The following is a 26906-nucleotide window of genomic DNA, read 5'->3' as shown; positions in this document are numbered from 1 at the left end:
GCTTATGTCGAATATACGGTATTTTTCATGTTGAATAAATGGAAACCGGCGTATCTTCTCGTAATCACACGTGCAAAGGATGTGCATGGACTACCTGCTTCCGTATGGCCTCGAATGGATGAACCTGCTGGTGCGCTGGCTGCATGTCATCACCGGCATCGCCTGGATCGGCGCCTCCTTCTACTTCGTCTGGCTCGACAACTCCCTGCGGCCGCCGGCGCCCGGCAGCGAACTGGCGAAGAAGGGCGTGGCCGGCGAGCTGTGGGCCGTGCACGGCGGCGGCTTCTACAACCCGCAAAAGTACCTGGTCGCGCCTGCCGAGCTGCCCAAGGAACTGCACTGGTTCAAGTGGGAAGCCTATTCGACCTGGCTGTCGGGCTTCGCCCTGCTGACCATCGTCTACTACTTCAATGCCCAGGCCATGATGGTCGACCGCAGCGTGGCCGACCTGTCGAGCTGGCAGGCTATCGGCCTCGGTCTCGGCAGCCTGGTGGTGGGCTGGATCGTCTACGACCTGCTGTGCCGCTCGAAGCTGGGCAAGCACGACCTGGCCTTCGGCGCGGTGATGTTCGTCTTCCTGAGCGCGGCCGCCTGGGCGCTGACCCACTGGCTGAGCGGGCGCGCGGCCTATATCCACGTCGGCGCGATGATCGGCACCATCATGGTCGCCAACGTGGCGATGGTCATCATTCCGGGCCAGCGCAAGATGGTGGATGCGATGATCGCCGGCCAGAAGCCCGACCCCGTCTACGGCATCCGCGGCAAGCAGCGCAGCGTCCACAACAACTACTTCACGCTGCCGGTGCTGTTCATCATGATCAGCAACCACTTCGCCATGACTTACCGCCACGAGCACGCCTGGGCGGTGCTGGCCGCGATCATGCTGGCCGGCGTCTTCATCCGCCACTTCTTCAACCTGCGCCACAAGGGCCGGGTCGAATGGAAGTACCCGGCCGTGGGCGTGGTGCTGCTGCTGACGGTGGCCGTGGCGATCGCCCCGAAACCGCCGGCGGCCGCCCCGGCCGCAGCCGATGCCGGCGCGCAGTTCGCGGCGGTGCAGGGCATCCTGCAGCAGCGCTGCGTGTCCTGCCATTCGGCCCATCCGACGCAGCCCGGCTTCGCCACCGCGCCGGCCGGCGTGATGCTGGACAACCCGCACGGCATCACGCAGAACGCCCAGCGCATCTACCAGCAGGCCGTGCAACTGAAGGCCATGCCGCTGGCGAACATGACGAACATGACGGATGCCGAGCGGGCCCAGGTCGCGGCCTGGTTCGAGGGCGGCGCCAGAACGAAGTGAAGAAGTTGCTGTAGTTACAAAGCGAGGATTTTCCGGACCCTCTTGCTTGCTATCCTGCTGGTCCTTCAATTGCATCAAAGAAAGATCGGCTATGAATATCGCATACGTCCTCATGGCAGTGCTGTTGGTGCTCGCGCTGCTCATGGGGTTCGCACTGCGCAAGGCGAAGAGACGCGGCCCGGCGCCGGCCTACACCCGCCGCGCCATCATGACGGAAAACGAAATGGAATTTTTCGGCAGGCTGGTCGCGGCCCTGCCCGAGCATTACATCTTTCCCCAGGTAGGAATGGCGGCCCTGCTCGAATCCGCCGCCGCGGACCGCAAGCGCGCCCACGGCGACCGCCTGCGCATCGCGCAACAGCGGATCGATTACGTCGTCTGCAACCGGCGCTGCGAAGTCGTCGCGGTGGTGGAGCTGGACGACAAGACGCATTCGAGCGCGAAGGACCAGGTGCGCGATGGCCGCCTGGCGCAGGGCGGCTTCAGGACGGTTCGCTTCGAGTCGCGCCTGAAGCCTTCGCCGGCCGTGATTCGCGCCGCGGTCCTGCCGGCTGCCGTTCATGTTTCCGAGGTGGCTGCCTAATCCGGCTTCTCCTGAGGTGGCGCTTTGCGCGGCACGATCGCATACTGCGGCGCCGCGCTGTAATCCGGCTTGACGGCGCGCGCCTTGAACAGCGCCCAGGCGCGGCCGCCGGCTTCGCCGCCGGCGTCGGCCGCATAGGCCAGGGCCGGCTGGATGATGGCGGCGCTGCCGATCGGGCTGGCCGCGCCGCCCATCATTTCGCCCGGCTTGATCTTGAGCGCCTGGGCCATCTCGGCGCTTGCGCAGGTCATGCCGGTGGCTTCCGGGCGGCTCGCCTTGTAGACTTCGGCCATGGTCGGGTAGAACGGGGCTTTTTCGTCGTCGCGCACGATCATGTCGTACATCGAGGCTTCGACCCAGCAGCCGCCCGGCGCCGTCATGCGCGCGATCGGGAAGCGCGCCTTCCAGCCCAGCAGCCGGCCGGCCTCCGGAAAACCGAGTTCGGCCAGGTGGCCCGACACGGCGGTGAAGAAATCGTCCTGCCAGGGCGCGAGGCCGGTCTTGTTCTTGTAGACCACGGCATAGCTATGGCTGATGAAACCCAGTTTGGGGGCCCCCGGATCGTCCGTGTAGTGGGCGTTGTACCAGGCCAGGTTGTTGTCCAGCAGGCGGCGGAAATGGCTTTTCAGCGGATCGGCGTCGGGCACGATATAGGCCGCTTCGCCGAGCGTACGCATGCTCCAGGCCTGGCCGCGCACCTGCCCGGACGCCAGCAGCCCCTTGACGTTGCTGCGGTAGGGCGTGTAGATCGCGAACACGTTGTACATCGCCCAGAACTCCAGCTCTTCGAGATAGTAGAAGTCGCCGGTGACCAGGTAGGGCAGGTAGACGAAGGCCGGCTGGTGCGCGTCGTCGTGGGCATAGCTCGTCTTGCAGGCATTCCCGGCGCAGGTCGGCAGGCGTTCCGACTTGCCGGTCTTCGGGTTGAGCGTGTCGGTACCGGTGCCGATCAGGCCCATGTAGGGATAGTCGATCACGCTGATCGGCCTGCCGCTGCGCTGGTCGCGGTAGTGCACCGACCAGCTGCCGGCCAGGTCGGCCGTGCCCAGGGTGACCGTCTTCGCGCGCGGATCCATGCTGAGCAGGTAGGCGGCGGCCCAGGCGGGCAGCAGGCCGATGTCGTTGCGCGCACCGGTGGTCGGCATGTAGGCCAGCGCCAGGCCGATGCCCATCGGTTCGGTCTTCGGTCCGTTCCAGCCGGACCCGTAGTCCGCCAGCGCCTTGCCGGAAACGCGCACCGAGCGGTCGTAGTTCGGCAGCGCGCGGCTGGCGATCAGGTAGGCGCTGTCGTGGCGGATGTGGACGTCCGGGACCTCGCCCCACCAGAACACCTTGCGCCAGCGGGCCTGGTTCAGGTGAACGAGGTTGGTCTTCGCGTAGACCTCCTTGCCGCCCACCAGCACCCGCGCATCGTAGGCGATGTTGCCCGGCGAGGGCTCGAATGCCCAGGTGTTTTCCAGCGTGACGTCGACCCTGGCCTTGCCAAGCGTGCGGTACCAGCGCACGGCAAAATGCGCGGACAGGCGCGGATGCTCGGCGCCCTTGGCATCCTTCAGCGGCGCCGACACCAGCCATTCGGTGACCAGCGGCCCGTCCAGCCAGACCGCCGGCTTCTGGCGCAGCAGGCGGTCGGCGGAGGCCGTATAGACCTTGCCGTCGATGGTGGCGCTGACGGAGGCCGTGAAGCCGTCCTCGAGCAGGGCCGCCGGTCCGGCGCCGGCGGCAGGCCTGGCGCCCGCCTTGTCCTTCACCAGCACCAGGGTCTGGGGCTTGCCGCCGGCGGGCGGCAGGACGGCGCTGATCACCGCGTGGCGCAGCGAGCCGTCCGCATGCGTGGCCTTGACGTCCACCTGCAGCGGCACCTTGCTGCCGTCGGCCAGGCGTCCGGCCAGGCTTTCGCCGCGCCTGACGTCGCCCGGCGCGAACACCTGGCCGAAGCTCAGCGGAATGGCGGCCTTGTCCTTGCCCTCTTCGGCGTCGACCTGCACGCCGGTGATCGCCCCCTCGATACCGGCCTTGAAGTCGATGTCGGCCAGGACGGCAGCGGGCTGCCGGGCGGCGCCTGACGAAGGCAGGCCGGCGGCGGGAGCGCCTGGCGCGGCCTTGCCGTAGCGGGACTGCAGCACCTTGGCGTCGTCGAGCTGGCCGGTCTCGGGCAGGCTCTGGGCCCGGGCGGCGGGAAGAAGGGCAGCGAGGAACAGGACGAACGCGGGACGGAATGCAGGCATGGCGGTGTCTGGGGCTGAAATGAAAAGGGCGCCTTGAGGCGCCCGATGCTGAAGCGCCCGAAGGCGCCCCGATCATACCGCTTATTGTCCAGCGGGCGCTTGCTTGAGCGTGCGCTCGAACAGCTGGTAGATGCGGCGGTACTCGTCATACCAGCTTTCCGGCTGGACGAAGGAGTGGCGCTCCATCGGATACGGCGCCAGTTCCCAGTGATCCTTCTTCAGCTCGATCAGGCGCTGGGCCATGCGCACCGAGTCCTGGAAGAACACGTTGTCGTCGACCATGCCGTGGGCGATCAGCAGGTGGCCCTTCAGGTTCTGCGCGTACTCGATCGGCGAGGAGACCTTGTAGGCTTCCGGGTCGAGCTCCGGCGTGTTCAGGATATTCGCCGTGTACTCGTGGTTGTAGGTGGTCCAGTCGGTCACCGGACGCAGCGCGGCGCCCGACTTGAACACCTCCGGCGCGCGCAGCAGGGCCATGAAGGTCATGAAGCCGCCGTAGCTGCCGCCGTAGATGCCGACGTTGTTCGCATCGCCCTGCTGGTTGGCGACCATCCAGTTGACGCCGTCCAGGTAGTCCTCCAGTTCCGGGTGGCCCATCTGGCGGTAGATCGCGCTGCGCCATTTGGCGCCATAGCCTTTCGAGGCGCGGTAGTCCATGTCCAGCACCACGTAGCCCTTCTGCACCAGCAGGTTGTGGAACATCTGCTCGCGGAAGTAGGGCGTGTAGCGGTGCGAGACGTTCTGCAGGTAGCCGGCGCCGTGCACGAACATCACCACCGGATACTGCTTGCCCGGCTCGAGCTGGGCCGGGCGGTAGAGCTTGGCCCAGATCGGCTCCGCACCGTGGGTGGACGGCACCGTCACGAACTGCGGCTGGATCCAGTCGCGGGCCTTGAAGTCGGCGGTGCGGGTGTCGGTCAGCCTGACCGCCTCGCCGCCGTTCGACGGCAGGGTGGCGATCTGCGGCGGGAGGTAGGGGCCGGAATAATGCACCAGCAGCTTGCGCTGGTCCGGCGACAGGCGGAAGTCCTCGACGCCGCCATCCAGCTTGCTGACCTCGCGGGTGGCGCCGTCCTTTGCGTTGACGACGCAGACTTCATAGGTGCCCGGATCCTTGCGGTTGCAGAGCAGCCAGGCGGTGTCGCCGTCGCGCGACCAGGCCACGTCCTGGGCTTCCCACTTGCCCTGGGTGAGCGCGCGGGTACGGCCGGCGCCGTCCAGGGTGTAGAGGTGGGAGTAGCCGGTTTCCTCGGACAGGTACCAGAGCGTGGTGTCATCCGGCAGCCAGCCGAATTCGCTGTTGTCGAAGTTGACCCAGGCCTGGTCCGTCAGGCGGTGCACCGGCTTGAGCGCGGCGTGCGGCAGATCGACGGTGGCGATCCAGCGGTCCTTGTTGTCGACCGAGCGCAGCATCACGGCGGCGTTCGCGCCATTGGTGCTCCAGACCACGGTCTCGCCGTCGAAGCCGATCTTCACCGGACGGTTGCCCTTGAGCGGATCGAGCTTGCGCTCGGCACGCAGGGAGGCCAGCGGATCGTCCTTCACGCCCGGCAGGACGTCGAAGGACAGGTCTTTCACCTCGCGGGTCTGCAGGTCGATGAGTTTGAGGCCGTGCGGACGCGGATCCTTGCGGCCGACGCGGGTGCGCTCGTCCGAGGTCTCTTCATAGCCGCTCTCCGTCACGTAGCGCGGCATCTTGCCGACGCGGCCCTTGTCGGCGTCCTTCGGGCCGGTCACGACCAGCAGCCAGCGGCCGTCCGGCGACAGGTGGGTGTTCACGATGGCCAGCTTGTCGCCCAGGTAGATCGGGGCCGGGGCGCGGGTCGGATCGACGCGGCGCTCTTCCTCCTCACGGGCGCGGGTGGCGTCGCGATCAGTCTTCTGGCGCTTGAGGGTGGCGATCAGGCGCAGCTGCATGTCGCGCAGCGCATCCGGATCCTGGACGGCCGGGTCCTTGGCCGCGCGCGGCAGCGCCAGCGGCGACACCAGGCGGCTGGCGCGGTCCCAGCTGGCCCAGTCGTCACCGACGCGGAACTGCACGCTGCGGCCGTCGGCGGAATACTGCACGGCGGCGATGGCGACGCCGCTGGCGCGCGAGATCTGTACCAGTTCGCCGCTCTTCAGGTCGCGCTCGAAGAGGTCGCCGTTGCGCACGAAGGCGGAGCGGGTGCGGTCGCGGTTGTAGACGACCAGCCAGCCGTCCAGTTTGGCGAACTCCGCATCCTCGACCCTGCGCGCCTTGTTCAGGCCGGACGTGGCGCCAGTCTGGTAGACGTCGCGCAGCGGCGATCCGGCGCGCTTCTGTTTATACAGGACCTGCTTGCCGTCCCAGCTCCACCATGCGTTTTCCACGGGGTTGCCGATCCAGTCGGGCTGGGCCATGGCCTGGTCGAGGGTGACGGGTGTGCCGGCGTCGGCTGCAATGGCCGAGGTGAGGGGAACTGAGGCCAGCAGCGCGGCAAGGACGGTGAGGGCGGAAGCGGAGACAGGAAGGCGCATCGTCGGTTGTCTGAGTAGAAATTGCAAAAAAGCATTCTAGCTCAGCCAACAGTGATGCAGTGTGGATTCGATTTGCAAAAAACAACGCCCGGCCAATGCCGGGCGTGTGGAGACGCGAGCAACAACCAGGAAAGCTTAGCGCAGCTTCTCCAGGCGCGACGGGTCGCCGATCCACATTTGCGGGTGATCCGCGATCCACAGTTCCGACGGCGCGGTCACGGTCGGGTTGCGGATGAAGAACACGATGCGGGTGACGATGGCCAGGGCCGAGATGGCAACGGTGACGTATTCGACTGGGGTCATGATGGTGTCCTGTGTGAATTACTTAATTACTTGGAGGCGAAGTGGCGCAGCTCGGCCGACAGGCTCGGGCTATGCGATTCGGCGGCGGCGGCCAGCGACAGCATCTCGCGGCGGCTTGCCTGCTCGTCGCGCTTGGCATCGTGGGCGAACCAGCCGCCGTGGGCGACATAGAGTTCGATGGCGAAGGCGCGGATGTTGCGAGCGGTTTCTGCGAGTTGGTGGCGCAGACCTTTGCTCTGCGCCTGGGTGATCGTTGCGGTGCTCATTGTTTTCTCCAATAAATACTGTGTTGTTGCGGTGCAGTATAGGGAACATCGAGACATAAGTGAACTTTTACTTTTTGATGTTCTCCATCAACGTGGTGAATATTTCTTGATGGATAACTGTGGCTCGTCCTTACTTCGGTTATGCGCCTCGGAAATATCTCTCTGGCCCGGAACTTGCATATTCCCAAGGCATGAAATCGCCACCTCCCGTTCCGCGCACCCTGCGCATCGTCGTGGTCAACACCACACAAGGCACCGGCGAACAGGCCGCGGCGGCCCAGGCGCGGCGCAACACGGCGTTGCGCATCGGGTTGCTGGAATCGGGCTACGACATCGTCGCCTCGCTGCCGGCCGATATCTTCCTGCCCGAACGGATCGCCCAGATCCAGCCGGACATGATCATCATCGACAGCGAATCCGCCGCCCGCGACGTGCTCGAGCACATCGTGATCGCCACCCGCGACGAGCCGCGCCCGATCGTGCTGTTCACCGACGACCAGGATCCGTCCAGCATGGACGCCGCGATCGGCGCCGGCGTGACGGCCTATATCGTGGCCGGGCTGCAGGCCGAGCGCGTGAAGCCGGTGCTGGACGTGGCCCTGGCCCGCTTCCGGCGCGAGCGCAAGCTGCTCGACGAACTCTCCGACACCCGCCGCCAGCTGGCCGACCGCAAGCTGGTCGAGCGCGCCAAGGGCGTGCTGATGGCGCGCAGCGGGCTCAATGAAGAAGAGGCTTACAGGAAGCTGCGCAGTATGGCGATGAACCGGAAGCTGAGGTTGGCGGAGGTGGCGCAGCGGGTGCTTGACGTGGAAGACCTTCTATAGCGCCGTCCTAAGGAACTAACATGAAAACCACCCTCCAAGCCGGCTTCATGCCGCTCACCGACTGCGCCCCCCTGATCATGGCCTCGGTACTCGGCCTCGACGAGAAACACGGTATCAAACTCGCCCTCAGCCGCGAACACTCCTGGTCCGGCATGCGCGACCGCCTGCTGAACGGCAGCCTCGACGTCGCCCACGCGCTCTACGGCCTGGTGTACGGCGTCGAGATGGGCATCGGCACGCGCGCGGTGCCGATGGCAGTGCTGATGAATTTGTCGCGCAACGGCCAGGCCATCACCCTGTCGCGCGCGCTGGGCGAGGCCGGGGTGACGGACGGCGCCGCGCTGGCGGTCCAGGTCCGCAGGAGCCGCCGGCGCTTCACCTTCGCCCACACCTTCCCGACCGGGAACCACGCGATGTTCCTGTATTACTGGCTGGCCGCGAGCGGCATCGACCCGCTGCGCGACGTGCAGATGGCGACGGTGCCGCCGGGCCAGATGGCGGCCAGCCTGGCGGCCGGGCATATCGACGGCTTCTGCGCGGGCGAGCCCTGGGGCGCGCGGGCGGTGCTGGACGGCAGCGGCTTCACGGCGGCCACCAGCCAGGACATCTGGCCGGACCATCCCGGCAAGGCGCTGGGCGCCACCGCCGCCTTCGCCGACGCGCATCCGCAGGCTTGCCGCGCGCTGGTGGCGGCGCTGCTGGAAGCGGCGCGCTGGATCGACGCCTCGCCCCTGCACCGCGACGCCACGGCCGAGGTCCTGGCCAGCCCGGCCTACGTGGACGCCGGGCGCGCCACCATCGCCGCGCGCCTGCACGGGCTCTACGACGATGGCCTGGGGCGGCGCTGGCAGGACCCGGATCCGTTGCGCTTCCACGCCGGCGGCGAGGCCAACTTCCCCTGGCTCTCCGACGGCATGTGGTTCATGACCCAGCACCGGCGCTGGGGCCTGCTGCGCGAGGATCCCGACTACTATGCCACCGCCGCGCGCGTGAACCGGGTCGGCCTGTACCGCGAGGCCGCCGTGCTGGCGGGCGTGGCGGCGCCTGCCGCGTTGCTGCGTTCCTCGGTGCTGGTCGACGGCCGGATCTGGAACGGCCGCGACCCCGCCGCTTATATCTCGTCCTTCGCGAACGGTGCGCCGCGCCCTGTTTTCGGGCATGGTGCACCGCAATGAAGCGATCCAGCTGATGCTATCCCGGCGTGCCAGAGGGAAGGGCGTCTGGCACGGCTCTTGCAGATACTCTCACCAAGAGCGTTAGGCGCTCCAGGATCAACGGCGATCCCTTGAAACAAATCCAGCCGGTTCAACGAGGAACCGGCGCACAGGACAACGGCGTCCGCTGCACCCGAGCACATATGAAACGTGTTCGGCCAGGCAGCGGACGCCTTTCTTTTTATCGGGAGCGATCATGGCCGGCAAAGCGAATCACCTACAGTTGTTCTCCATCGGCACGCCACAGATGCGTGCCTTCCACCTGACCTGGGTGGCCTTCTTCATCTGCTTCTTCGCCTGGTTCGCCTGCGCGCCGCTGATGCCGGTCATCAAGGGCGAATTCCACCTGTCGGTGTCCCAGATCGCCGACATCAACATCGCCGCGGTCGCCATCACGATCCTGGTGCGCCTGCTGGTCGGCCCGCTGTGCGACCGCTTCGGCCCGCGCAAGACCTATACCGGCCTGCTGGCAATCGGCGCGATTCCCGTGCTGGGCGTGGCCATGGCCCAGAGCTACGAGAGCTTCCTGCTGTTCCGCCTTGGGATCGGCGCGGTCGGCGCCAGCTTCGTGATCACGCAGTACCACACCTCGGTGATGTTCGGCCCGCGCGTGGTCGGCACCGCCAACGCGGCGGCGGCCGGCTGGGGCAACAGCGGCGGCGGCGTGGCCCAGGCCACCATGCCCCTGCTGATGGGTGCCATGGTCATGCTGGGCGTGAGCGAGACCATGGGCTGGCGCGTGGCCCTGCTGGTGCCGGGCGTGCTGATGCTGGTGATGGCCGTCGTCTACTGGAAGTTCACCCAGGACTGCCCGGAAGGGAATTACGCCGAGCTGCGCGCCGCCGGCATTCCTTTCGAAGCCAGCGGCAAGGGCGGCTGGGCGAGCTTCGTCCAGGCCTGCGGCAACTACCGCGCCTGGCTGCTGTTCGTGACCTATGGCGCCTGCTTCGGCATCGAGCTCTTCATCCACAACGTCGCCGCCGTGTATTACGTCGACCATTTCGGCCTCTCGCTGAAGGCAGCCGGCATGGCGGCCGGCAGCTTCGGCCTGCTGGCCCTGTTCGCCCGCGCCCTGGGCGGCTGGCTGTCCGACAAGGCGGCCGCGAAGGGAGACCTGAACAGCCGCGTCAACCTGCTGTTCATCCTGATGGTGGGCGAGGGTCTGGGCCTGCTGTGGTTCTCGCAGACCGGCAGCGTGGTGCCGGCGATCGCCGCCATGCTGGCCTTCGGCGTGTGCACCCACATGGCCTGCGGCGCCACCTATGCGCTGGTGCCCTTCGTGAACCGCAAGGCGCTGGGCGGCGTGGCCGGCATCGTCGGCGCCGGCGGCAATGTCGGGGCGGTGCTGGCCGGCTTCCTGATGAAAGGCACGGGCGACGTGCGCCAGACCCTGCTCATCCTCGGCGGCGCCGTGCTGGTCTCGAGCGTGTGCGCGATCGGCGTGCGCTTCTCCAGCACCGCCATCGACACCGCGGCACCGGCCGCAGCATAAGGAAAGCGCATCATGAAACTCATCGTCATCGGCCACGGCATGGTGGGCCACAAATTTCTCGAGACTCTCCATGCCGATCCCGGCGCCTCCTCCTTCGAGGTGACGGTCCTGTGCGAGGAACCGCGGCCGGCCTACGACCGGGTGCACCTGTCGGAGTTCTTTGCCGGCCGCAGCGCCGACGAACTGTCGCTGGTGGCGCCGGGCTTTTTCGAACGCCCAGGCTTGACCCTGAAGCTGAATGCAAAGGCGGTGGCGGTCGACCGTGCGGCCAAGACCGTGACCCTGGCCAGCGGCGAAGTGCTCGGCTACGACAAGCTGGTATTCGCCACCGGTTCGTCCGCCTTCGTGCCGCCGGTTCCGGGCCGCGAGCGCGCCGGCTGCTTCGTCTACCGCACCATCGAGGACCTGGAAGCCATGCTGGCCCACGGCGGAACGGCGCGTTCGGGCGTGGTCATCGGCGGCGGCCTGCTGGGCCTGGAGTGCGCGAAGGCCCTGCGCGACATGCGGCTCGAGACCCACGTGGTCGAATTCGCGCCACGCCTGATGGCGGTGCAGGTCGACGAACTGGGCGGGCGCATGCTGCGTTCCCATATCGAGGCACTGGACGTGACGGTGCACACGCAAAAGAACACGCTGCGCATCGTCGACGGCGAGTCGGCCATGCACCGCATGGAATTTGCCGACGGCAGCTTCCTCGAGACCGACATGATCGTGTTCTCGGCCGGTATCCGCCCGCGCGACGAGCTGGCGCGGGCCAGCGGCCTGGAGCTTGGCCCGCGCGGCGGCATCGCCATCGACGATGCCTGTGTCACCTCCGATCCAGACATGTACGCGATCGGCGAATGCGCGGCCTGGAATGGCCAGACCTTCGGCCTGGTCGCACCGGGCTACGACATGGCGCGCACGGTGGCGCGCGCTTTGCTCGGCCAGCAAGGGACGTTCGGCGGCGCCGACATGAGCACCAAGCTGAAGCTGATGGGCGTGGACGTGGCCTCGATCGGCGATGCCCACGCGGCGACGCCGGGCAGCCGCAGCTTCCAGTTCAGCGACGAACGCAAGCGCGTGTATAAGAAAATCGTGGTCTCGGACTGCGGCAAGCGCCTGCTGGGCGCGGTGCTGGTCGGCGATGCGGCCGAATACGGCAGCCTGCTGCAGACCATGCTGAACGGCCTGAAGCTGCCCGCGGCACCCGAGTTCCTGATCCTGCCGGCGGGCGAGGGCGGTGCGCGCCCGGCGATCGGCGTCGACGCGCTGCCGGCCACGGCCCAGGTCTGTTCCTGCAACGCCGTCAGCAAGGGAGCCATCCTTGACGCGGTGGCGGGCGGCGCCTGCGATATCGCCGCCGTCAAGGCCTGCACCAATGCGGGCACCGCCTGCGGCGGCTGCGTGCCGCTGGTGAACCAGATCATGAAGGCGGAAATGCTTCAACGCGGGCTGGCGGTCAGCAACCACCTGTGTGAGCACTTTCCGTACTCGCGCCAGGAGCTGCACCACCTGGTCCGTGTCGGCGGGCTGCATTCCTTCGGCGAGCTGCTGCGCAAGCACGGCAAGGGCCTGGGCTGCGACATCTGTAAACCCGTGGCGGCCAACATCCTGGCCTCGACATGGAACGACTTCGTGCTGAAACCCGAGCACGCCAGCCTGCAGGACTCGAACGACTACTTCCTCGGGAATATCCAGAAGGACGGCAGCTATTCCGTGGTGCCGCGCATGCCGGGCGGCGAGGTCACGCCGGACGGCCTGATCGCGGTGGGCCAGGTAGCGAAAAAGTATGGCCTGTACACCAAGATCACCGGCGGCGCCCGCGTCGACATGTTCGGCGCCCGGGTCGACCAGCTGCCGGCGATCTGGGAAGAGCTGATCGCGGCCGGCTTCGAGTCCGGCCACGCCTACGGCAAGTCGCTGCGCACCGTGAAATCCTGCGTCGGCTCGACCTGGTGCCGCTACGGCGTGGGCGACAGCATGGCTTTTGGCGTCGCGCTGGAGAACCGCTACAAGGGCCTGCGCGCGCCGCACAAGATCAAGTTCGGCGTGTCCGGCTGCACCCGCGAGTGCGCCGAAGCCCAGGGCAAGGACGTCGGCCTGATCGCCACCGATAAAGGCTGGAACCTCTACGTGTGCGGCAACGGCGGCATGAAGCCGCGGCACGCCGAGCTGCTGGCCTCGAACCTGGACGAAGCGGCGGTCGTCAAGCTGGTCGACCGCTTCCTGATGTTCTACGTGCGCACCGGAGACAGGTTGCAGCGCACCAGCACCTGGCGCGAGGGGCTCGAGGGCGGCCTGGACTACCTGAAGCAGGTGGTGGTCGAGGACAGCCTGGGGCTGGGCGCCGAACTCGAAGCCGACATGCAGCGCGTGGTCGACAGCTATGCCGACGAATGGAAGAACGCGGTCGAGGACCCGGCCGTGCGGGCGCGCTTCCGCAGCTTCGTCAACAGCGACCAGCATGACGACAACGTGGTCTTCATGCCGGAACGCGGCCAGCAAAGGCCTGCGACGCCGGAAGAACGCCGCTTCATTCCCATCATTCGTAGCGCCTGATCATCGAGGAGAATCGACATGCATCGCGATATTCAATTAAGCCAGTGGAACGCCATCTGCCCCCTCGAGCGCATCGTGCCGGATACCGGCGTGTGCGCCCTGCTGAACGGGCGCCAGGTGGCCGTGTTCCGCGTCGGTGCGGAATCCCCGCGCCTGTTCGCCATCGATAACTACGATCCGAATTCGCACGCCGCCGTGCTGTCGCGCGGGCTGATCGGCAGCATCGGCGAACGCGTGGTGGTGGCCTCGCCGATCTACAAGCAGCACTTCGACCTGCGGACCGGCGAATGCCTGGAGGCGCCGCAGCACTCGGTGTCCAGCTATCCGGTGCGGGTCCAGGACGGCCAGGTCTGGGTAGGGGCCTAGCATGGACAAGCCATCGCTGGTCGTGATCGGCAACGGCATGGCCGGCATGCGCACGGTCGAGGAACTGCTCAAGCTGGACCGCGACAGGTACCGCATCACCGTGTTCGGCGCCGAGCCGCATGGGAACTACAACCGCATCCTCCTGTCGCCGGTGCTGGCCGGCGACAAGACGGTCGAGGACATCATGCTGCACACGCGCGAATGGTATGCGGAGCATGGCATCACGCTGCACGCGGGCGATCCGGTCGTGCGCATCGACCGCCGGCGCCGTACCGTGCACGCGGCCTCGGGATTGGCCGTCGCTTATGACCGGCTGCTGGTCGCCACCGGTTCGAAACCCTTCATCGTGCCGGTACCCGGCCACGAACTGCCGGGCGTGATCGGCTTTCGCGACCTGCACGACGTCGACGCCATGCTGGCGGCCGCGCGTGCCGGCGGCCGTGCGGTGGTGATCGGCGGCGGCCTGCTGGGACTGGAGGCCGCCAACGGCCTGCTGCGTCGGGGGATGGAGGTGACGGTGGTGCACGTGACCGCCAGCCTGATGAACCAGCAGCTCGATGCGCCCGCCGCCGAGCTGCTGCGCGCCTCGCTGGAGCGGCGCGGCCTGCGCATCCTGCTCAGCCGCCAGACCGCCGCCATCGAAGGCGAGGGAAGAGTGCAGGCGCTGCGTTTCGACGGCGGCGAGAGCATCCCGGCCGACCTGGTCGTGATGGCGGCCGGCGTGCGGCCCAACGTCGCGCTGGCGAAGGAAGCCGGCCTGCACGTCGAGCGCGCGATCGTGGTCGACGACACCCTGCAGACCTACGACCCGCGCATCTATGCCGTCGGCGAATGCGTGCAGCACCGCCGCGCCACCTTCGGCCTGGTGGCGCCGATCTGGGACCAGGCCAGGGTCTGCGCGGCCCACCTGGCGGGCGCCGGCCACCGCCGCTACGTGCAGCAGGCCACCGCCACCAAGCTGAAGGTGACGGGCGTCGACCTGTACTCGGCCGGCGACATCGTCGGCGGTGAGGGCAGCGAAGACCTGGTGCTGCGCGACCGCCGCGGCGGCGTCTACAAGCGCCTGGTGGTGAGCGGGCGCCGCCTGCTGGGCGTGGTGCTGTACGGCGACGTCGCCGACGGTCCCTGGTACTTCGAGCTGATCCAGAACCGCAGCGACATCTCTTCCATCCGCAACCACCTGCTGTTCGGCCAGGCCCAGGCCCTGGCGGCGGCATAACCGGAACTCCGCATGAAGCTGTCCGCCATTCCCACCACCGTTCGTACCACCTGTCCCTATTGCGGCGTCGGCTGCGGCGTGCGCGCCCAGGTCGGCCAGGATGGGCAGCTCGCCATCGCCGGCGACGACACGCATCCGGCCAGCCAGGGCCGCCTGTGCGTGAAGGGCTCGGCGCTGGGCGAGACCGTGGGCCTGGAGGGCAGGCTGCTGGCGCCGATGCTGCGGGACGGCGGCGCCTTGCGCGAAGTGTCGTGGGACGAGGCGCTCGGCAACGTGGCCGAAGGCTTCCGGCGCATCGTCGCCGAGCACGGCCCGGACGCGGTGGCGCTGTACGTCTCGGGCCAGCTGCTGACCGAGGATTACTACGTCGCCAACAAGTTCATGAAGGGCTATATCGGCAGCGCGAACATCGACACCAATTCGCGCCTGTGCATGTCCTCCGCCGTGGCCGGCCACAAGCGGGCCTTCGGCGAAGACATCGTGCCCGGCTGCTACGAGGACTTCGAACTGGCCGACCTGCTGGTGCTGGTGGGCTCGAACGCGGCCTGGTGCCATCCGACCCTGTACCAGCGCATCGCGCGCGCCAGGGAAGCGCGGCCGCAGATGAAGATCGTCGTGATCGACCCGCGCCGCACCGCCACCTGCGACCTGGCCGACCTGCACCTGCCGCTCAAGCCGGGCAGCGACGTCTGGCTGTTCAACGGGCTGCTGGCGTATCTGGCGACCCGGGACGCGCTCGATGCCGGCTTCGTGGCCGCGCATACGGCCGGCCTGGGCGACGCGCTGGATGCGGCGGGGCAGGCCGGCAGTCTGCTGGACGTGGCCAAGGCCTGCCGGCTCGATCCTGGCCAGCTGCTGGCCTTCTACGAGCTGTTCGCGAACACGGAGAAGACCGTCACCGCCTTCACCATGGGCGTGAACCAGTCGTCCAGCGGCGCCGACAAGGTCAACGCCATCATCAACTGTCACCTGGCCACCGGCCGCATCGGCCGTCCCGGCATGGGCCCTTTCTCGCTGACCGGCCAGCCGAACGCGATGGGCGGGCGCGAAGTCGGCGGCCTGGCCAACATGCTGGCGGCCCACATGGAGCTGGACGATGCCTCCCAGCGCGCCGCCCTGCAGGCCTTCTGGGATGCGCCGCGGATGGCGGACAAGCCGGGACTGAAGGCGGTCGACCTGTTCCGCGCGATCGAGGAGGGCAAGGTCAAGGCCGTGTGGATCATGGCGACCAATCCCCTGGTCAGCCTGCCGGATGCGGACCAGGCCCGCCGCGCGCTGGCGAAGTGCGAGCTGGTGGTGGCCTCCGACATCGTGGCCGGCACCGACACCAATGCGATGGCCCACGTGCTGCTGCCGGCCCTCGGCTGGGGCGAGAAGGACGGTACGGTCACGAACTCCGAGCGCTGCATCTCGCGCCAGCGCGCCTTTTTATCCGCGCCGGGGCAGGCGAAGGCGGACTGGGAGATCGTCTGCGAGGTCGCGCGCCGCATGGGTTTCAACGGCTTCGATTTCACTTCGCCGCACCAGATCTTCGACGAGCACGCCCGCCTGTCGGGCTGGCAGAACGGCGCCGGCAGCCAGCGCCGCCGCCTGTTCGACATCAGCGGCCTGGCCGGGATGACGCGCCGCGAATACGATGTCCTGGCGCCGCTGCAGTGGCCGGTGCGCCGTCCCGGCGACAGCGCGAAGCGCCTGTTCGGCGACGGCATGTTCTCCCATCCGGACGGCAAGGCGCGCTTCGTCGCCACCCGCGCCCGGCTGCCGGCGCACGCGCCCGACGCCGACTATCCGCTGGTGCTGAACACCGGCCGCGTGCGCGACCAGTGGCACACCATGACGCGCACCGGCCGCTCCGCCAGGCTGGCCGAGCACGTCGCGGAACCCTTCGTCGACCTGCACCCGCAGGACGCGCTGCTGTGCGGCGTGAAGGAGGGCGAGCTGGCGCGCGTGAGCAGCCGCTGGGGCGCGAGCGTGGCGCGGGTGCGGCATGGCGGCGGCATCGCGCGCGGCAGCGTCTTCATGCCCATCCACTGGAGCGGCCAGACGGCTTCCGACGCGCGGGTCGGCGCGGTGGTGAACCCGGCGGTCGACCCGGTCTCGGGCGAGCCGGAATTCAAGCACACGCCGGTACGCATCGAACCCTTCGGCGTGCGCTGGTACGGCTTCATCCTCAGCCGCGCCGCACTGCCGCTGGAAGATGCCGCCAACTGGACCCGCATCCAGGGAAGGGACTTCATCCGCTACGAGCTGGCCGGACGCCATCCCTTCGCCGAAGCGGCCGGCTGGGCGCGGCGCCTGCTGCGGGTGGAAGACGACGACGCCGACTGGATCGAACTCGAAGACCGAAGCGGCGGCGTCTACCGCGCTGCCCACCTGCTCGACGGCCGCATCGAGGCCTGCCTGTTCGTGTCGCAGCGCCAGGACCTGTCGGCGCCCGGTGCTCCGTCCCGGAATTGGCTGGCGCAGATGTTCGGCAAGGAGGCCTTGACGCAGCAGGACCGCATCGGCCTGCTGTCCGGCCGCGCGAGGGAGCAGGGCGCCGATCCGGGACCGACCGTGTGCTCCTGCTTCGGCGTGGGCCGCAACACCATCCGCATCGCCATCGAGAGGCACGGTTTGCGGGACGCTTCGCAGGTGACGACCTGCGTGAAGGCCGGCGGCAATTGCGGTTCCTGCGTGCCGGAGATCCGCGCGCTGCTGGCGGAAGTGCATGCAGCGGAAAAGGAAAGGGTTTGAACCGTTCGGGCGGCGAATCCTGCATTCCATCTCAAAAAGACAATATGGCGGGGACTTCATGCTTACAATGATTTCACCTTAACCCCACCGAGAGTATGCAATGCGTCCATTCACACTTGCAGTTGCCGCCGCCCTTTCCATCGCCGCCGCCGGCGCGCAGGCGGAGAGCGAGGTCCGCACCACGCCGGCCTTCACCTCGATCAGCGTGCAGGGTCCGATCAGCGTCACCGTGGACGCCGGCAAGGCGCAGTCGCTGACGGTGCGCGGCGACCCCCGCTTCCTCAAGGAGCTGACGAGCGAAGTCGTGAATGGCGAACTGCGCCTGCACATGCGTAACAAGAGCTACAGCACCAAGGATGGCGACCAGCGCATCGCCATCACCATGCCGGAGCTGCGCGCCATCGCCGTCGAAGGCGCCGGCGAGATCAAGCTGAATCACATCCGCGGCGAGCGCCTCGACGTCAACTACCGTGGTGCCGGCAGCATGGGCATCAACGGCGAAGTGAAGACCTTCAAGATGCAGGCCGAAGGCGTGGGCGAAGTCGATTCGAGGGCCCTGATCGCCAACGATGTCGACATCCGCTTCCGCGGCATCGGCGACGTCAAGGTCTATGCGAAGAACAGGCTCGACGCCGTCGTGCAGGGCATGGGCAGCCTGACCTATTACGGCAAGCCGGCCACGGTCAATAAATCGGTCGGCGGCATCGGTTCGGTGAAGGCCGGCGACTGAGTTCAGCCCGGCGGCAGGATCCCGAAAGCCTGCGGCACCGCCACCTTCATGATGTCGATGAAGCGCCGCAGCCGCGCCGGATAGAAGCGCGCCGGCGGATAGATCAGGTGGATGGGCAGCGGCGCGGCATGCCAGTCCGGCGTCAGCTGCACCAGGCGGCCGGCCTCCAGTTCTTCGCGCAGCGCCCAGGAGGAGCCGAGCGCCACGCCCACGCCCAGCATGGCCGCATTGCGCATCGCGTACAGGTTATCGGTGAACATGCGCGGCTGGATCGGAATGCGCTGCGTCTCGCCGCTCTGGCCGTGGGTCAGCGCGACCTCGTTGCGGTAGAAGGGGAAGACCGAGATCCAGGGCAGGGCCGCCAGCTGCTCCGGGTGGGTGGGCACCGCGCCGCCTTCCAGCACGGCGGGCGCGCACACCACGATGCGCGGCACCTCGCCCAGCCGGATCGCCACCACCGAAGGGTCGGGAATGTCGCCGACCCGGATCGCGCAATCGATGCCTTCGGCGATGAAGTCCGGCGTGCGGTCGTGCAGGGTCCAGTCGACCGTCATCTTCGGATAGCGCTTCAGGTACTCCACCAGCGGCGTCACCAACTGCTGCTGGCCGAAGGCGTGCGGCGCGATCACGCGCAGCAGCCCGACCGGTTCCTCGCCGGCGCCGCGGATCTCGCTCTCGAATTCCTGCCAGCCGGCGATCAGCTCCTTGGCCCGCGTATAGCAGCGCATGCCGTCGTCGGTCAGCTTCATCGCGTGGGTGGAGCGCTGCAGCAGGCGCACGCCCAGCGATTTTTCCAGGGTCTTGAGACGCCGGCTGATGGTCGGCTGGGTGGTCTCCAGGAGCCGCGCCGCCGCCGACAGGCTGCCGGCCTCCACGATGCGAACGAAGGTTTCCACGAGCATCATGCGATCGGCGGTGGAAACAACGCCGTTGAGGTCAAGGTTCATACGTCCATCGTATAACACTTCGACGTTACGCGCGTCTACCATACGCTGGCCGTACTGGCGATAATGGCACCATCCTCGAAGCCATCAACAATACAAGCCATGAATTCCGCTACCACTACCGCGAAACCGGCCCAGCCGCATCTATCGTCGTCGCTGACCTTCCTGCTGGCCGGCGGCACCGGCCTGACCGTCGCCGCCCTCTATTACAGCCAGCCGACGCTCGGCGTGCTGGCCGGCGACCTGCACGCCAGCCCGCGCCAGATCGGCTGGATCCCGACCCTCACCCAGTTCGGCTACGCGATCGGCCTGCTGCTGCTCGCGCCGCTGGGCGACCGCTTCGACCGCCGCAACATCATCCTGCTGAAGGCCGTGATCCTGTGCGCGGCGCTGCTGCTGACCGGCCTGGCGCCCGGCCTCGGCGTGCTGCTGGCGGCCAGCCTGCTGGTCGGCCTGTTCGCCACCGTGGCCCAGGACATCGTCCCCGCCGCCGCCACGCTGGCCCCGCCGCACGAACGCGGCAAGGCGGTCGGCACCGTGATGACGGGCCTGCTGATGGGCATCCTGCTGTCGCGCGTGGTGAGCGGCTTCGTCGCCGAGAACTTTGGCTGGCGCACCGTGTTCATTGCCGCCGCGGTCAGCGTCGCGCTGCTGGCGGTGGTGCTGGCCAGGGGCCTGCCGCGTTTCGCGCCGACCAGCACCCAATCCTATCCGGCGCTGCTGAAGTCGCTGGCCCACCTGTGGGCCCAATATCCGAAGCTGCGCCAGGCGGCGCTGGCCCAGGCCCTGCTGGCGCTCGGTTTCTCGGCCTTCTGGTCGACCCTGGCCGTGATGCTGCACGAAGCCCCGTTCCACCTCGGTTCGGCCGCCGCCGGTTCCTTCGGCCTGGCCGGCGCCATGGGCGCCCTGGCCGCGCCCTTCGCCGGCCGCCTGGCCGACCGACATGGCCCGGCCCGCGTCATCCGCATCACCGTCGGCGTGACCGTGGTCTCGTTCGCATCGATGTTCCTGATGCCGCTGCTGCCGGCGCCGGCCCAGCTGGCCCTGCTGGCCCTGGCCACGGTCGGCTTCGACCTGGGCGTGCAGGCCAGCCTGATCTCGCACCAGACCATCGTCTACGGCATCGCACCGGAAGCGCGCAGCCGCCTGAACGCGATCCTGATGACCTGCATGTTCGTCGGCATGTCGCTGGGCGGCCTGCTGGGCGCCCAGGCTCTGGCGGCCTGGGGCTGGACCGGCGTGGTGCTGCTGGCCACGGTCTCCTCGATCGGCGCGCTGCTGGTACGCCTGCGGGCCCGCAACTGAGGGAAATCAGCCCGGCGGCGGGGCAGTATTGACCGCCAGCTGCGCGGCGAAAGCGCGCCGGTAGGCCGGGCGCGCTTCGCCGCGCGCGACATAGGCGGCTAGGTTCGGAAACTCGGCCAGGATGCCGGACGACCTTGCCCTCAGCAGCACCGACACCATCATCAGGTCGCCCGCGCTGAATGCGCCGTCGAGCCAGTCGGCATCGCCAAGGCGAGCGGACAGCTGCCGCAGGCGGCTGCGTACGCGATCCCCGACCAGCGGCAGGCGCTCCGCGGCCCATGGTTTGTCGCCCTCGAGGATCCTGGCGGTGAACAGGTCGAGGATAGGCGGCTCCACGGTATTCAGCGCCGCGAACATCCAGGTAATGGCGCGTGCCCGGGCATGCGCATCCACCGGCAGCAGGCCGGCAAAGCGCTGGGCGATATGGAAGACGATCGCGCCGGTCTCGAACAGCGCCAGACCGTCTTCCTCGTAGGTCGGGATCTGGCCGAAGGGATTGAGCGCCAGGTGGGCGGCTTCCTTCATCGCGCCGAAGGACAGCAGGCGCACCGCGTAGGGCTGGCCGGCTTCTTCCAGTGCCCAGCGCACGCGGGTGTCGCGCGCCAGTCCCTTGCCGCCGTCCGGCGAGCGTTCGAAAGCGGTGATGGTGATGCTCATGTGCGGGTCCTTTCGGCGATGGCGATCGAACGGTGATTATCTACCGATCCGCATATTGATGGGCCAGCGCACCGGCCGCCTGCGGTTCGGGTCGCCCCAGGCCGCACCGATATCGTTGGCGAAGGCGATCAGCAGGTCTTCCCGTCCCGCTTCCCTGGCGCTGCGCACGGCCGACCAGGTGGTCAGATAGCCGAGGAATTCGGACAGGTGCCAGTCGAGGCGGATCTCCAGCGCGGGCGGCGCCAGCTCCTCGAAGGGGAAGGCGATGGTGGCGTAGCCGCTGTCGACCAGCTTGCGCTCCGGCGGCCAGTAGGGCCCGATCTCGTCCCAATAGAACTTCTGGAAGCGCTCGTCGAGTTCCGCTTCGAGTTTCATCACGCCATAGCTGACCAGGGCCACGGCCGCACCCGGCCTGGCGATCCGGCGCACCTCGCGGTAGAAGGCCGGCAGGTCGAACCAGTGCGCGGCCTGGGCCGCGGTGATCAGGCTGGCGCTGGCATCAAGCAGGGGAAGCTGCTCGGCCGGCGCGCAGCGGTATGCGATGCGCTCGTTCGGGATGGCGTTCGCGATCTGGTCGGCGCTCGGGTCGAGCCCGACCACTTTATTGAACCAGGGCGCCAGAAGCTGGGTCAGTTGCCCGTTGCCGCAGCCGACGTCGACGGCGGTGTCGTGGTCCGGCGCCAGCGAGGCCAGCCAGGCCGCGAGCTCGCGCGGGTATTCCGGGCGGAAGCGGGCGTAGGCGCGGCCACCCTGGTCGAACCAGTTGCGTGCCGGTGGATTAGTCATTGGCATTCTCTCCTTGTAGTTCGGTTTTCGCGGCCATCACGCGGGACGCGAAGCCTTCGCGCTCCAGGGCCCCGGCCGCGGCCTCCAGCACCTGCCTGAGCGGATAGCCGATTTCCTGTTCCAGGCGGTCGATGGCGGCAAAGGTCGCGGTCCAGTGCCGTTCCAGCTTGCGGACCAGGGCGCGGCCGGACGCGGTGAGCCGGATGCCGGTCTTGCGCCCGTCGTCGAGGGCGTGGCGTGACACGAGTCTGTCGCCGTCCAGCAGGGCGACGGTCTGGCTGATCGCGCCTTGCGTCAGGCGGGTGCTTTCGGTGATGTCGGTGACGGTGCGGGCGCCGGCGTGCAGGGCGCGCAATACCGGTGTGTAGCGCGCCCGGTAATTCAGGCGCATGGCACGGTAATGCTCCTCGGCCCCCTGTTCGACGAGGTCGTTGACGTAGCGGAGCAGTTCGCCGAGTCCGGGATTCTGTCTGGTATCCATGCGCCCGATAATACATTAGCGCTAATGTAAATTCAACGACGCGGTGGATCCGTCCTCGACGTCAGCGGATTGGCCGCGACCGCCGCCGCCAGCATCAGCCCGACCACGTCCGGCAGCAGCATCCTGGCGCCGATGAAGACGAGGATGGCGAGGATGGGGAGGATGTCCGAGGCGAACACCAGGTCCGCGGCCTCGACCGGCGCCGGTACCAGGAACAGCGGCGTGGCATGGCCTATCGGGCGGCGGGGCGCCTTGCCGTCCTGCGCATGCCGCGCCGTATCGCGTTGACGCGCCGTTCCAGTTCGGTGATCCTCGCCTCGTCTGGATCGGCCGGCACTCCTTCAGACGGCAGAGCTGCGCTAAGTTTGCGCATGAAGCGCCGGAAGGCATCCTCATCCTGCTTGTGTGCACGTTTTTTCATTTCCCTCATGTTGCCATGGAGGTGCGGCAAGCCGTGTCGCGGCACCTTGCCCTCAATTTGCCGATGCCGTATTGATGCTAAGATACTTTTCGGGACAGGCGCCAAAAGTGCCCAAGATGACGATAAAGCGAATCAAGGAGATTGCCGTTGCAAGATTTTAATAATAGTGGGCAGATCAACGTCCAGGGAGACTTTAACGTAACCGACAACTCGCATAATCAGCACAAACTGCTGATCTATTGCTCGAATGAAGAGTTGCTGGAGGAGAGGCCCTTCAGACAGGAAAATATCCGCCTTGAGCAGGCGAGGAAAATCAAGAGGTTGAGGCCACTCTACGTACTTTGTGTTCTCTTGTTTGCGAGCGCTGCTGCGTGGGCGACCATCAATGGCAAGGCTGATCTGGCGTCGTTCCTCATGGGAGCCGGCGGCCTCTTTGTCGGTTTTCAGACGCTCAAGGCCACCATCGAGCCAAATGGTTTCCAAATCGACGAGCAGAACGCCGTTAACGAAATCAATAAATTGCTGAAACAGCGTAGAGCGGAGTGAGTGCGGCTGGCAGGAAGGATCGCTGTGAACCAGCAAGATGAGGTGGTCGGGGTGAGAGGATTCGAACCTCCGGCCTCTACGTCCCGAACGTAGCGCTCTACCGGGCTAAGCTACACCCCGACTGGTATGGGTACTGCTGAGGGAAAACACTGATGGTCGGGGTGAGAGGATTCGAACCTCCGGCCTCTACGTCCCGAACGTAGCGCTCTACCGGGCTAAGCTACACCCCGACTGGTTTGAGATCCGTCGCCGAATCTCGGGAAGGCATTACTATAGTTGCCTCAGTGGTTCCTGTCAACTGCGAAGCTGCACAGCTGGAGCAGGCTTTGCTTGTATTCGCTCTCCGGCAGGTCGGCGATGGCGGCGGCTGCGCGCTCGGCGGCGGCTTCGGCTTCCCGGCGCGTATAGTCGAGCGCACCGCTGGTGGTGACGGCCGACAGCACGGCGTCGAAATGGGTCTCGTCGCCCTGTTCGATGCAGCTGCGGATCAGTTCGCGCTGCTCGGCGCTGCCGTTTTCCATCACGTAGATCAGGGGCAGGGTGGGCTTGCCTTCGCGCAGGTCGTCGCCGACGTTCTTGCCGATCTCGGCGGCGTCGCCGGCATAGTCGAGCACGTCGTCGATCAGCTGGAAGGCGGTGCCCAGCGAGCGGCCGTACTCGCCGGCGGCGTCGATCTGGGCGTCGTTGGCGCCGGCCACCAGGGCGCCGAGCTGGGCGGCGGCCTCGAACAGCTTGGCGGTCTTGGAGCGGATCACGGTCAGGTAGCTTTCCTGGGTGACGTCCGGATCGTGCATGTTCAGCAGCTGCAGGACTTCACCCTCGGCGATGACGGTGGTGGCGCGCGACAGGATTTCCATCACGCGCATGTTGTCCAGGCTGGTCATCATCTCGAAGGCGCGCGAGTACAGGTAGTCGCCGACCAGCACCGAGGCGGCGTTGCCGAACATCGCGTTGGCGGTCTGGCGGCCGCGGCGCATCGAGGATTCGTCGACCACGTCGTCGTGCAGCAGGGTCGCGGTGTGGATGAACTCCACCACGGCGGCCAGTTCGTGATGGCCGGCGCCTTTGTAGCCGTAGGCGTTGGCCAGCAGTAACACCAGTACCGGACGGATCCGCTTGCCACCGGCGCTGATGATGTATTCGGCGATCTGGTTCACCAGTGCGACGTCCGACTGAAGCCGCTGTCGGATCACGCCGTTGACGGCCTCCATGTCGGTTGCGATCGTGCGGGTGATGGGGTTCTGTTGGGCGGTATTGGTGGCGGCGGACAAGGCGGACCTGCGTGACGTTGTGGGCGGTGTGGACGTGATAAGTGGCGCGATTATACGATAAGCAAGCAAAACTCGCGCTTTTTCACATCGGTTTGGCCGGGAGGAGGCCTTTGCCACGTGCGGCTGCGGAAGCGGCATGAGGTTTCGCTGCCACAGCAGTTTTGACGCCCTGCACCAAATTATGTATAATCCTCTGTTCCCCGAATCCTGGGCACGCTGTACGCCGGGTTCGCTGGAATTTCTTTAAACAATTAATGAGGTTTCAAATCATGTACGCGGTCATAAAAACCGGTGGCAAGCAATACAAAGTTGTCGCTGGCGAAAAACTCAAAGTAGAACAGATACCGGCAGACATTGGTTCCGAACTCACTATCGATCAGGTTCTCGCCGTCGGCGAGGGCGAGAGCATCAAATTTGGTGCTCCGCTGGTGGAAGGTGCTTCGGTTCGCGTGACTGTTGTTTCGCACGGTCGTCACGACAAAGTGCGTATCTTCAAGATGCGTCGTCGTAAGCACTACCAGAAGCGTCAGGGCCATCGCCAGAACTACACCGAAATCCAAGTGGTTGCGATCAACGGCTAATTGCCGCGCGTCCTCATCAGTCATCAAGGAGCATCTAAATGGCACACAAAAAAGGCGGCGGTACTACCCGCAACGGCCGTGACTCAGAAAGCAAACGCCTTGGCGTGAAAGTCTACGGCGGCCAGTCGATCAACGCAGGCGGCATCATCATGCGTCAGCGCGGCACCACCATCCGTCCGGGCACCAACGTTGGCCTGGGCAAGGACCACACCCTGTTCGCCCTGGTGAACGGTACCGTGAAGTTCGTCAAGCAAGGCGTCGGCTCGAAGCAGTACGTGACCGTCGTTGCTGCTGAAGCAGTCGCTGCTTAAATAAAGCGGCCAGCGGAACCTCGCTCTGGCAAGGTTCCGCGACGTGAGGCGCAAGCCTTGCAATCGATAGGCTCTGCCCTCAGGTAGGGCCTTTTTAATTTCTGGCGTTGTCACCGTTAAGTGCGGATCCATGGGCCCATCTTGTGGCACATTTAACAGTGACATAGCCCTCAGTTTTGGTGGTTCATCATGAAGTTTATCGACGAAGCAAGAATCGAAGTCATCGGCGGTGACGGCGGCAACGGCTGCGCCTCGTTCCGACGCGAGAAATTCCGTCCCTTCGGCGGTCCGGACGGCGGCGACGGCGGCCGCGGCGGCTCGATCTGGGCGATCGCCGACCGCAACGTCAACACGCTGGTCGATTTCCGTTTCTCCAAGGTCCACACGGCGCGCAACGGCGAACCGGGCCGCGGCTCCGACTGCTACGGCAAGGGCGCCGAGGATGTCTACCTGCGCATGCCGGTCGGCACCCTGATCATCGACGATAACAATGGCGAGATCATCGCCGACCTTACCGAACACGAGCAGGTCGAACTGCTGGCCAAGGGTGGCGAGGGCGGCTGGGGCAACATCCACTTCAAGACCTCGACCAACCGCGCGCCGCGCCAGAAGACCGAAGGCAAGGAAGGCGAGCGCCGCGCGCTGCGCCTCGAGCTGAAGGTGCTGGCCGACGTCGGCCTGCTGGGCATGCCGAACGCCGGCAAGTCGACCTTCATCACCGCCGTGTCGAACGCGCGTCCGAAGATCGCCGACTATCCGTTCACGACCCTGCATCCGAACCTCGGCGTGGTGCGCGTCTCGCACGCGAAGAGCTTCGTGATCGCCGACATCCCGGGCCTGATCGAAGGCGCGGCGGAAGGCGCCGGCCTGGGTCACCAGTTCCTGCGCCACCTGAGCCGCACCGGCCTGCTGCTGCACATCGTCGACTTTGCGCCGGCGGACGGCAAGAGCGACCCGGTCAAGGACACCAAGGCCCTGGTCAAGGAACTCGAGAAGTACGACGAGGAACTGGTCAACAAACCGCGCTGGCTGGTATTGAACAAGCTGGACGTCGTGCCTCCGGACGAGCGCAAGAAGCTGGTCAAGGACTTCGTCAAGAAGCTGGCCTGGAAGGGTCCGGTCTTCGAGATCTCGGCCCTGAACCGCGAAGGCTGCGAAGACCTCATCCACGCGATCTACCAGTACCTGGAAGAGAAGCGCCACGCGGAACACCGCTCGGAAGAAAAGCAGATGACCGAAGAAGCGCGCGGCATCTCGTCCATCGATCCGGACGATCCCCGCTTCAAGATCCTCGAAGACTGA

25 protein-coding genes and 2 tRNA genes are annotated in these 26906 nt (G+C 66.6%); 15 read left to right on the top strand and 12 right to left on the bottom strand.

The annotated features are described in order from the left end of the window. The first annotated feature begins 85 nt into the window (after positions 1–85). Positions 86–1300, top strand: a complete 1215-nt coding sequence (locus AC1DOP_RS03995) for a urate hydroxylase PuuD (protein ID WP_477249925.1) — start codon at positions 86–88, stop codon at positions 1298–1300. 112 nt (positions 1301–1412) lie between these two features. Beyond that, positions 1413–1883: a DUF2726 domain-containing protein gene (locus AC1DOP_RS03990; RefSeq protein WP_442122631.1), complete on the top strand. Its 471-nt coding sequence runs from the start codon at positions 1413–1415 to the stop codon at positions 1881–1883. On the opposite strand, the gene AC1DOP_RS03985 is transcribed toward AC1DOP_RS03990, so the two are convergent. The 4 genes from AC1DOP_RS03985 to AC1DOP_RS03970 all read right to left on the bottom strand — a co-directional run bounded on the left by AC1DOP_RS03985 (position 1880) and on the right by AC1DOP_RS03970 (position 7179). Further along, entirely contained in the window at positions 1880–4111 is a 2232-nt protein-coding gene (locus AC1DOP_RS03985) for a hypothetical protein (RefSeq protein WP_477249923.1), read from the bottom strand. The genes AC1DOP_RS03990 and AC1DOP_RS03985 overlap by 4 nt on opposite strands. A gap of 81 nt (positions 4112–4192) precedes the next feature. Beyond that, positions 4193–6610 (bottom strand): S9 family peptidase, encoded by a 2418-nt coding sequence (locus AC1DOP_RS03980; RefSeq protein ID WP_477249921.1) that lies wholly within the window; start codon positions 6608–6610, stop codon positions 4193–4195. Positions 6611–6745: 135 nt separating this feature from the next. Then, positions 6746–6913 (bottom strand): hypothetical protein, encoded by a 168-nt coding sequence (locus tag AC1DOP_RS03975; RefSeq protein WP_442122634.1) that lies wholly within the window; start codon positions 6911–6913, stop codon positions 6746–6748. Positions 6914–6939: 26 nt separating this feature from the next. Continuing rightward, positions 6940–7179 carry a hypothetical protein gene (locus AC1DOP_RS03970; protein ID WP_442122635.1) on the bottom strand — a complete coding sequence of 80 codons (240 nt, stop codon included), beginning with the start codon at positions 7177–7179 and terminating at the stop codon, positions 6940–6942. Positions 7180–7370: 191 nt separating this feature from the next. On the opposite strand from AC1DOP_RS03970, the gene AC1DOP_RS03965 reads away from it, so the two are divergent. The 8 genes from AC1DOP_RS03965 (at position 7371) to AC1DOP_RS03930 (ending at position 18301) form a co-directional block, all read left to right on the top strand. Continuing rightward, a complete protein-coding gene (locus AC1DOP_RS03965; RefSeq protein ID WP_442122636.1) occupies positions 7371–8003 on the top strand; it encodes an ANTAR domain-containing response regulator in 633 nt (210 codons plus the stop codon). A 20-nt stretch (positions 8004–8023) separates the two neighbouring features. Beyond that, complete coding sequence (locus AC1DOP_RS03960; protein WP_477249918.1) at positions 8024–9178, top strand: CmpA/NrtA family ABC transporter substrate-binding protein; 1155 nt, start codon at positions 8024–8026, stop codon at positions 9176–9178. Positions 9179–9413: 235 nt separating this feature from the next. After that, positions 9414–10709, top strand: a complete 1296-nt coding sequence (locus tag AC1DOP_RS03955; RefSeq protein WP_477249915.1) for an MFS transporter — start codon at positions 9414–9416, stop codon at positions 10707–10709. A gap of 12 nt (positions 10710–10721) precedes the next feature. Then, a complete protein-coding gene (nirB, locus tag AC1DOP_RS03950) occupies positions 10722–13250 on the top strand; it encodes a nitrite reductase large subunit NirB (RefSeq protein ID WP_477249913.1) in 2529 nt (842 codons plus the stop codon). Between the two features lie 18 nt (positions 13251–13268). Then, entirely contained in the window at positions 13269–13616 is a 348-nt protein-coding gene (nirD, locus tag AC1DOP_RS03945) for a nitrite reductase small subunit NirD (RefSeq protein ID WP_477249911.1), read from the top strand. 1 nt (position 13617) lies between these two features. Further along, positions 13618–14835, top strand: coding sequence for an NAD(P)/FAD-dependent oxidoreductase (locus AC1DOP_RS03940; protein WP_477249909.1), 1218 nt, complete (start codon positions 13618–13620; stop codon positions 14833–14835). Positions 14836–14847: 12 nt separating this feature from the next. Further along, complete coding sequence (locus AC1DOP_RS03935; protein ID WP_477249907.1) at positions 14848–17571, top strand: molybdopterin-dependent oxidoreductase; 2724 nt, start codon at positions 14848–14850, stop codon at positions 17569–17571. A 100-nt stretch (positions 17572–17671) separates the two neighbouring features. Continuing rightward, a complete protein-coding gene (locus tag AC1DOP_RS03930) occupies positions 17672–18301 on the top strand; it encodes a head GIN domain-containing protein (RefSeq protein WP_442122643.1) in 630 nt (209 codons plus the stop codon). Between the two features lie 2 nt (positions 18302–18303). On the opposite strand, the gene AC1DOP_RS03925 is transcribed toward AC1DOP_RS03930, so the two are convergent. Then, a complete protein-coding gene (locus AC1DOP_RS03925) occupies positions 18304–19248 on the bottom strand; it encodes a LysR family transcriptional regulator (RefSeq protein ID WP_477249904.1) in 945 nt (314 codons plus the stop codon). Between the two features lie 99 nt (positions 19249–19347). Between AC1DOP_RS03925 and AC1DOP_RS03920 the strand changes: the two genes are divergently transcribed. Beyond that, positions 19348–20550, top strand: a complete 1203-nt coding sequence (locus AC1DOP_RS03920) for an MFS transporter (RefSeq protein WP_477249902.1) — start codon at positions 19348–19350, stop codon at positions 20548–20550. A 6-nt stretch (positions 20551–20556) separates the two neighbouring features. Here AC1DOP_RS03920 and AC1DOP_RS03915 read toward each other — a convergent pair whose 3' ends face one another. From AC1DOP_RS03915 to AC1DOP_RS03900, 4 genes are read right to left on the bottom strand one after another with little or no spacing between them, the layout of a single operon-like run. Beyond that, positions 20557–21207, bottom strand: coding sequence for a glutathione S-transferase family protein (locus AC1DOP_RS03915; RefSeq protein ID WP_442122646.1), 651 nt, complete (start codon positions 21205–21207; stop codon positions 20557–20559). Positions 21208–21243: 36 nt separating this feature from the next. Beyond that, positions 21244–21993, bottom strand: coding sequence for a class I SAM-dependent methyltransferase (locus tag AC1DOP_RS03910; RefSeq protein ID WP_442122647.1), 750 nt, complete (start codon positions 21991–21993; stop codon positions 21244–21246). Continuing rightward, the gene (locus tag AC1DOP_RS03905; RefSeq protein WP_477249899.1) at positions 21986–22474 is read right to left on the bottom strand and encodes a MarR family winged helix-turn-helix transcriptional regulator; all 489 of its coding nucleotides are present in this window, start codon (positions 22472–22474) and stop codon (positions 21986–21988) included. Before AC1DOP_RS03905 ends, AC1DOP_RS03910 begins: the two co-directional genes overlap by 8 nt. A gap of 32 nt (positions 22475–22506) precedes the next feature. Then, positions 22507–22653, bottom strand: coding sequence for a hypothetical protein (locus tag AC1DOP_RS03900; RefSeq protein ID WP_442122649.1), 147 nt, complete (start codon positions 22651–22653; stop codon positions 22507–22509). 389 nt (positions 22654–23042) lie between these two features. Here AC1DOP_RS03900 and AC1DOP_RS03895 point away from each other — a divergent pair, with 389 nt between their 5' ends. Further along, entirely contained in the window at positions 23043–23441 is a 399-nt protein-coding gene (locus AC1DOP_RS03895; RefSeq protein WP_442122650.1) for a hypothetical protein, read from the top strand. A gap of 43 nt (positions 23442–23484) precedes the next feature. Here AC1DOP_RS03895 and AC1DOP_RS03890 read toward each other — a convergent pair. From AC1DOP_RS03890 to ispB, 3 genes are all read right to left on the bottom strand, one after another. Then, positions 23485–23561 (bottom strand) — tRNA-Pro (locus AC1DOP_RS03890). Between the two features lie 33 nt (positions 23562–23594). After that, positions 23595–23671, bottom strand: a tRNA-Pro gene (locus tag AC1DOP_RS03885). Between the two features lie 51 nt (positions 23672–23722). Further along, positions 23723–24712, bottom strand: coding sequence for an octaprenyl diphosphate synthase (gene ispB, locus AC1DOP_RS03880; RefSeq protein ID WP_442122651.1), 990 nt, complete (start codon positions 24710–24712; stop codon positions 23723–23725). A gap of 269 nt (positions 24713–24981) precedes the next feature. Here ispB and rplU point away from each other — a divergent pair, with 269 nt between their 5' ends. From rplU to cgtA, 3 genes are all read left to right on the top strand, one after another. After that, positions 24982–25293, top strand: a complete 312-nt coding sequence (rplU, locus tag AC1DOP_RS03875; RefSeq protein WP_036230184.1) for a 50S ribosomal protein L21 — start codon at positions 24982–24984, stop codon at positions 25291–25293. A gap of 38 nt (positions 25294–25331) precedes the next feature. Beyond that, complete coding sequence (rpmA, locus tag AC1DOP_RS03870; protein ID WP_047824517.1) at positions 25332–25604, top strand: 50S ribosomal protein L27; 273 nt, start codon at positions 25332–25334, stop codon at positions 25602–25604. A gap of 189 nt (positions 25605–25793) precedes the next feature. After that, positions 25794–26906, top strand: coding sequence for an Obg family GTPase CgtA (cgtA, locus tag AC1DOP_RS03865; protein WP_442122652.1), 1113 nt, complete (start codon positions 25794–25796; stop codon positions 26904–26906).

It is taken from the genome of Massilia sp. 01N410, from assembly GCF_056399665.1.
The sequence above is the reverse complement of the archived record's forward strand: the minus strand, read 5'-3'. Positions and strand labels throughout refer to the sequence as shown.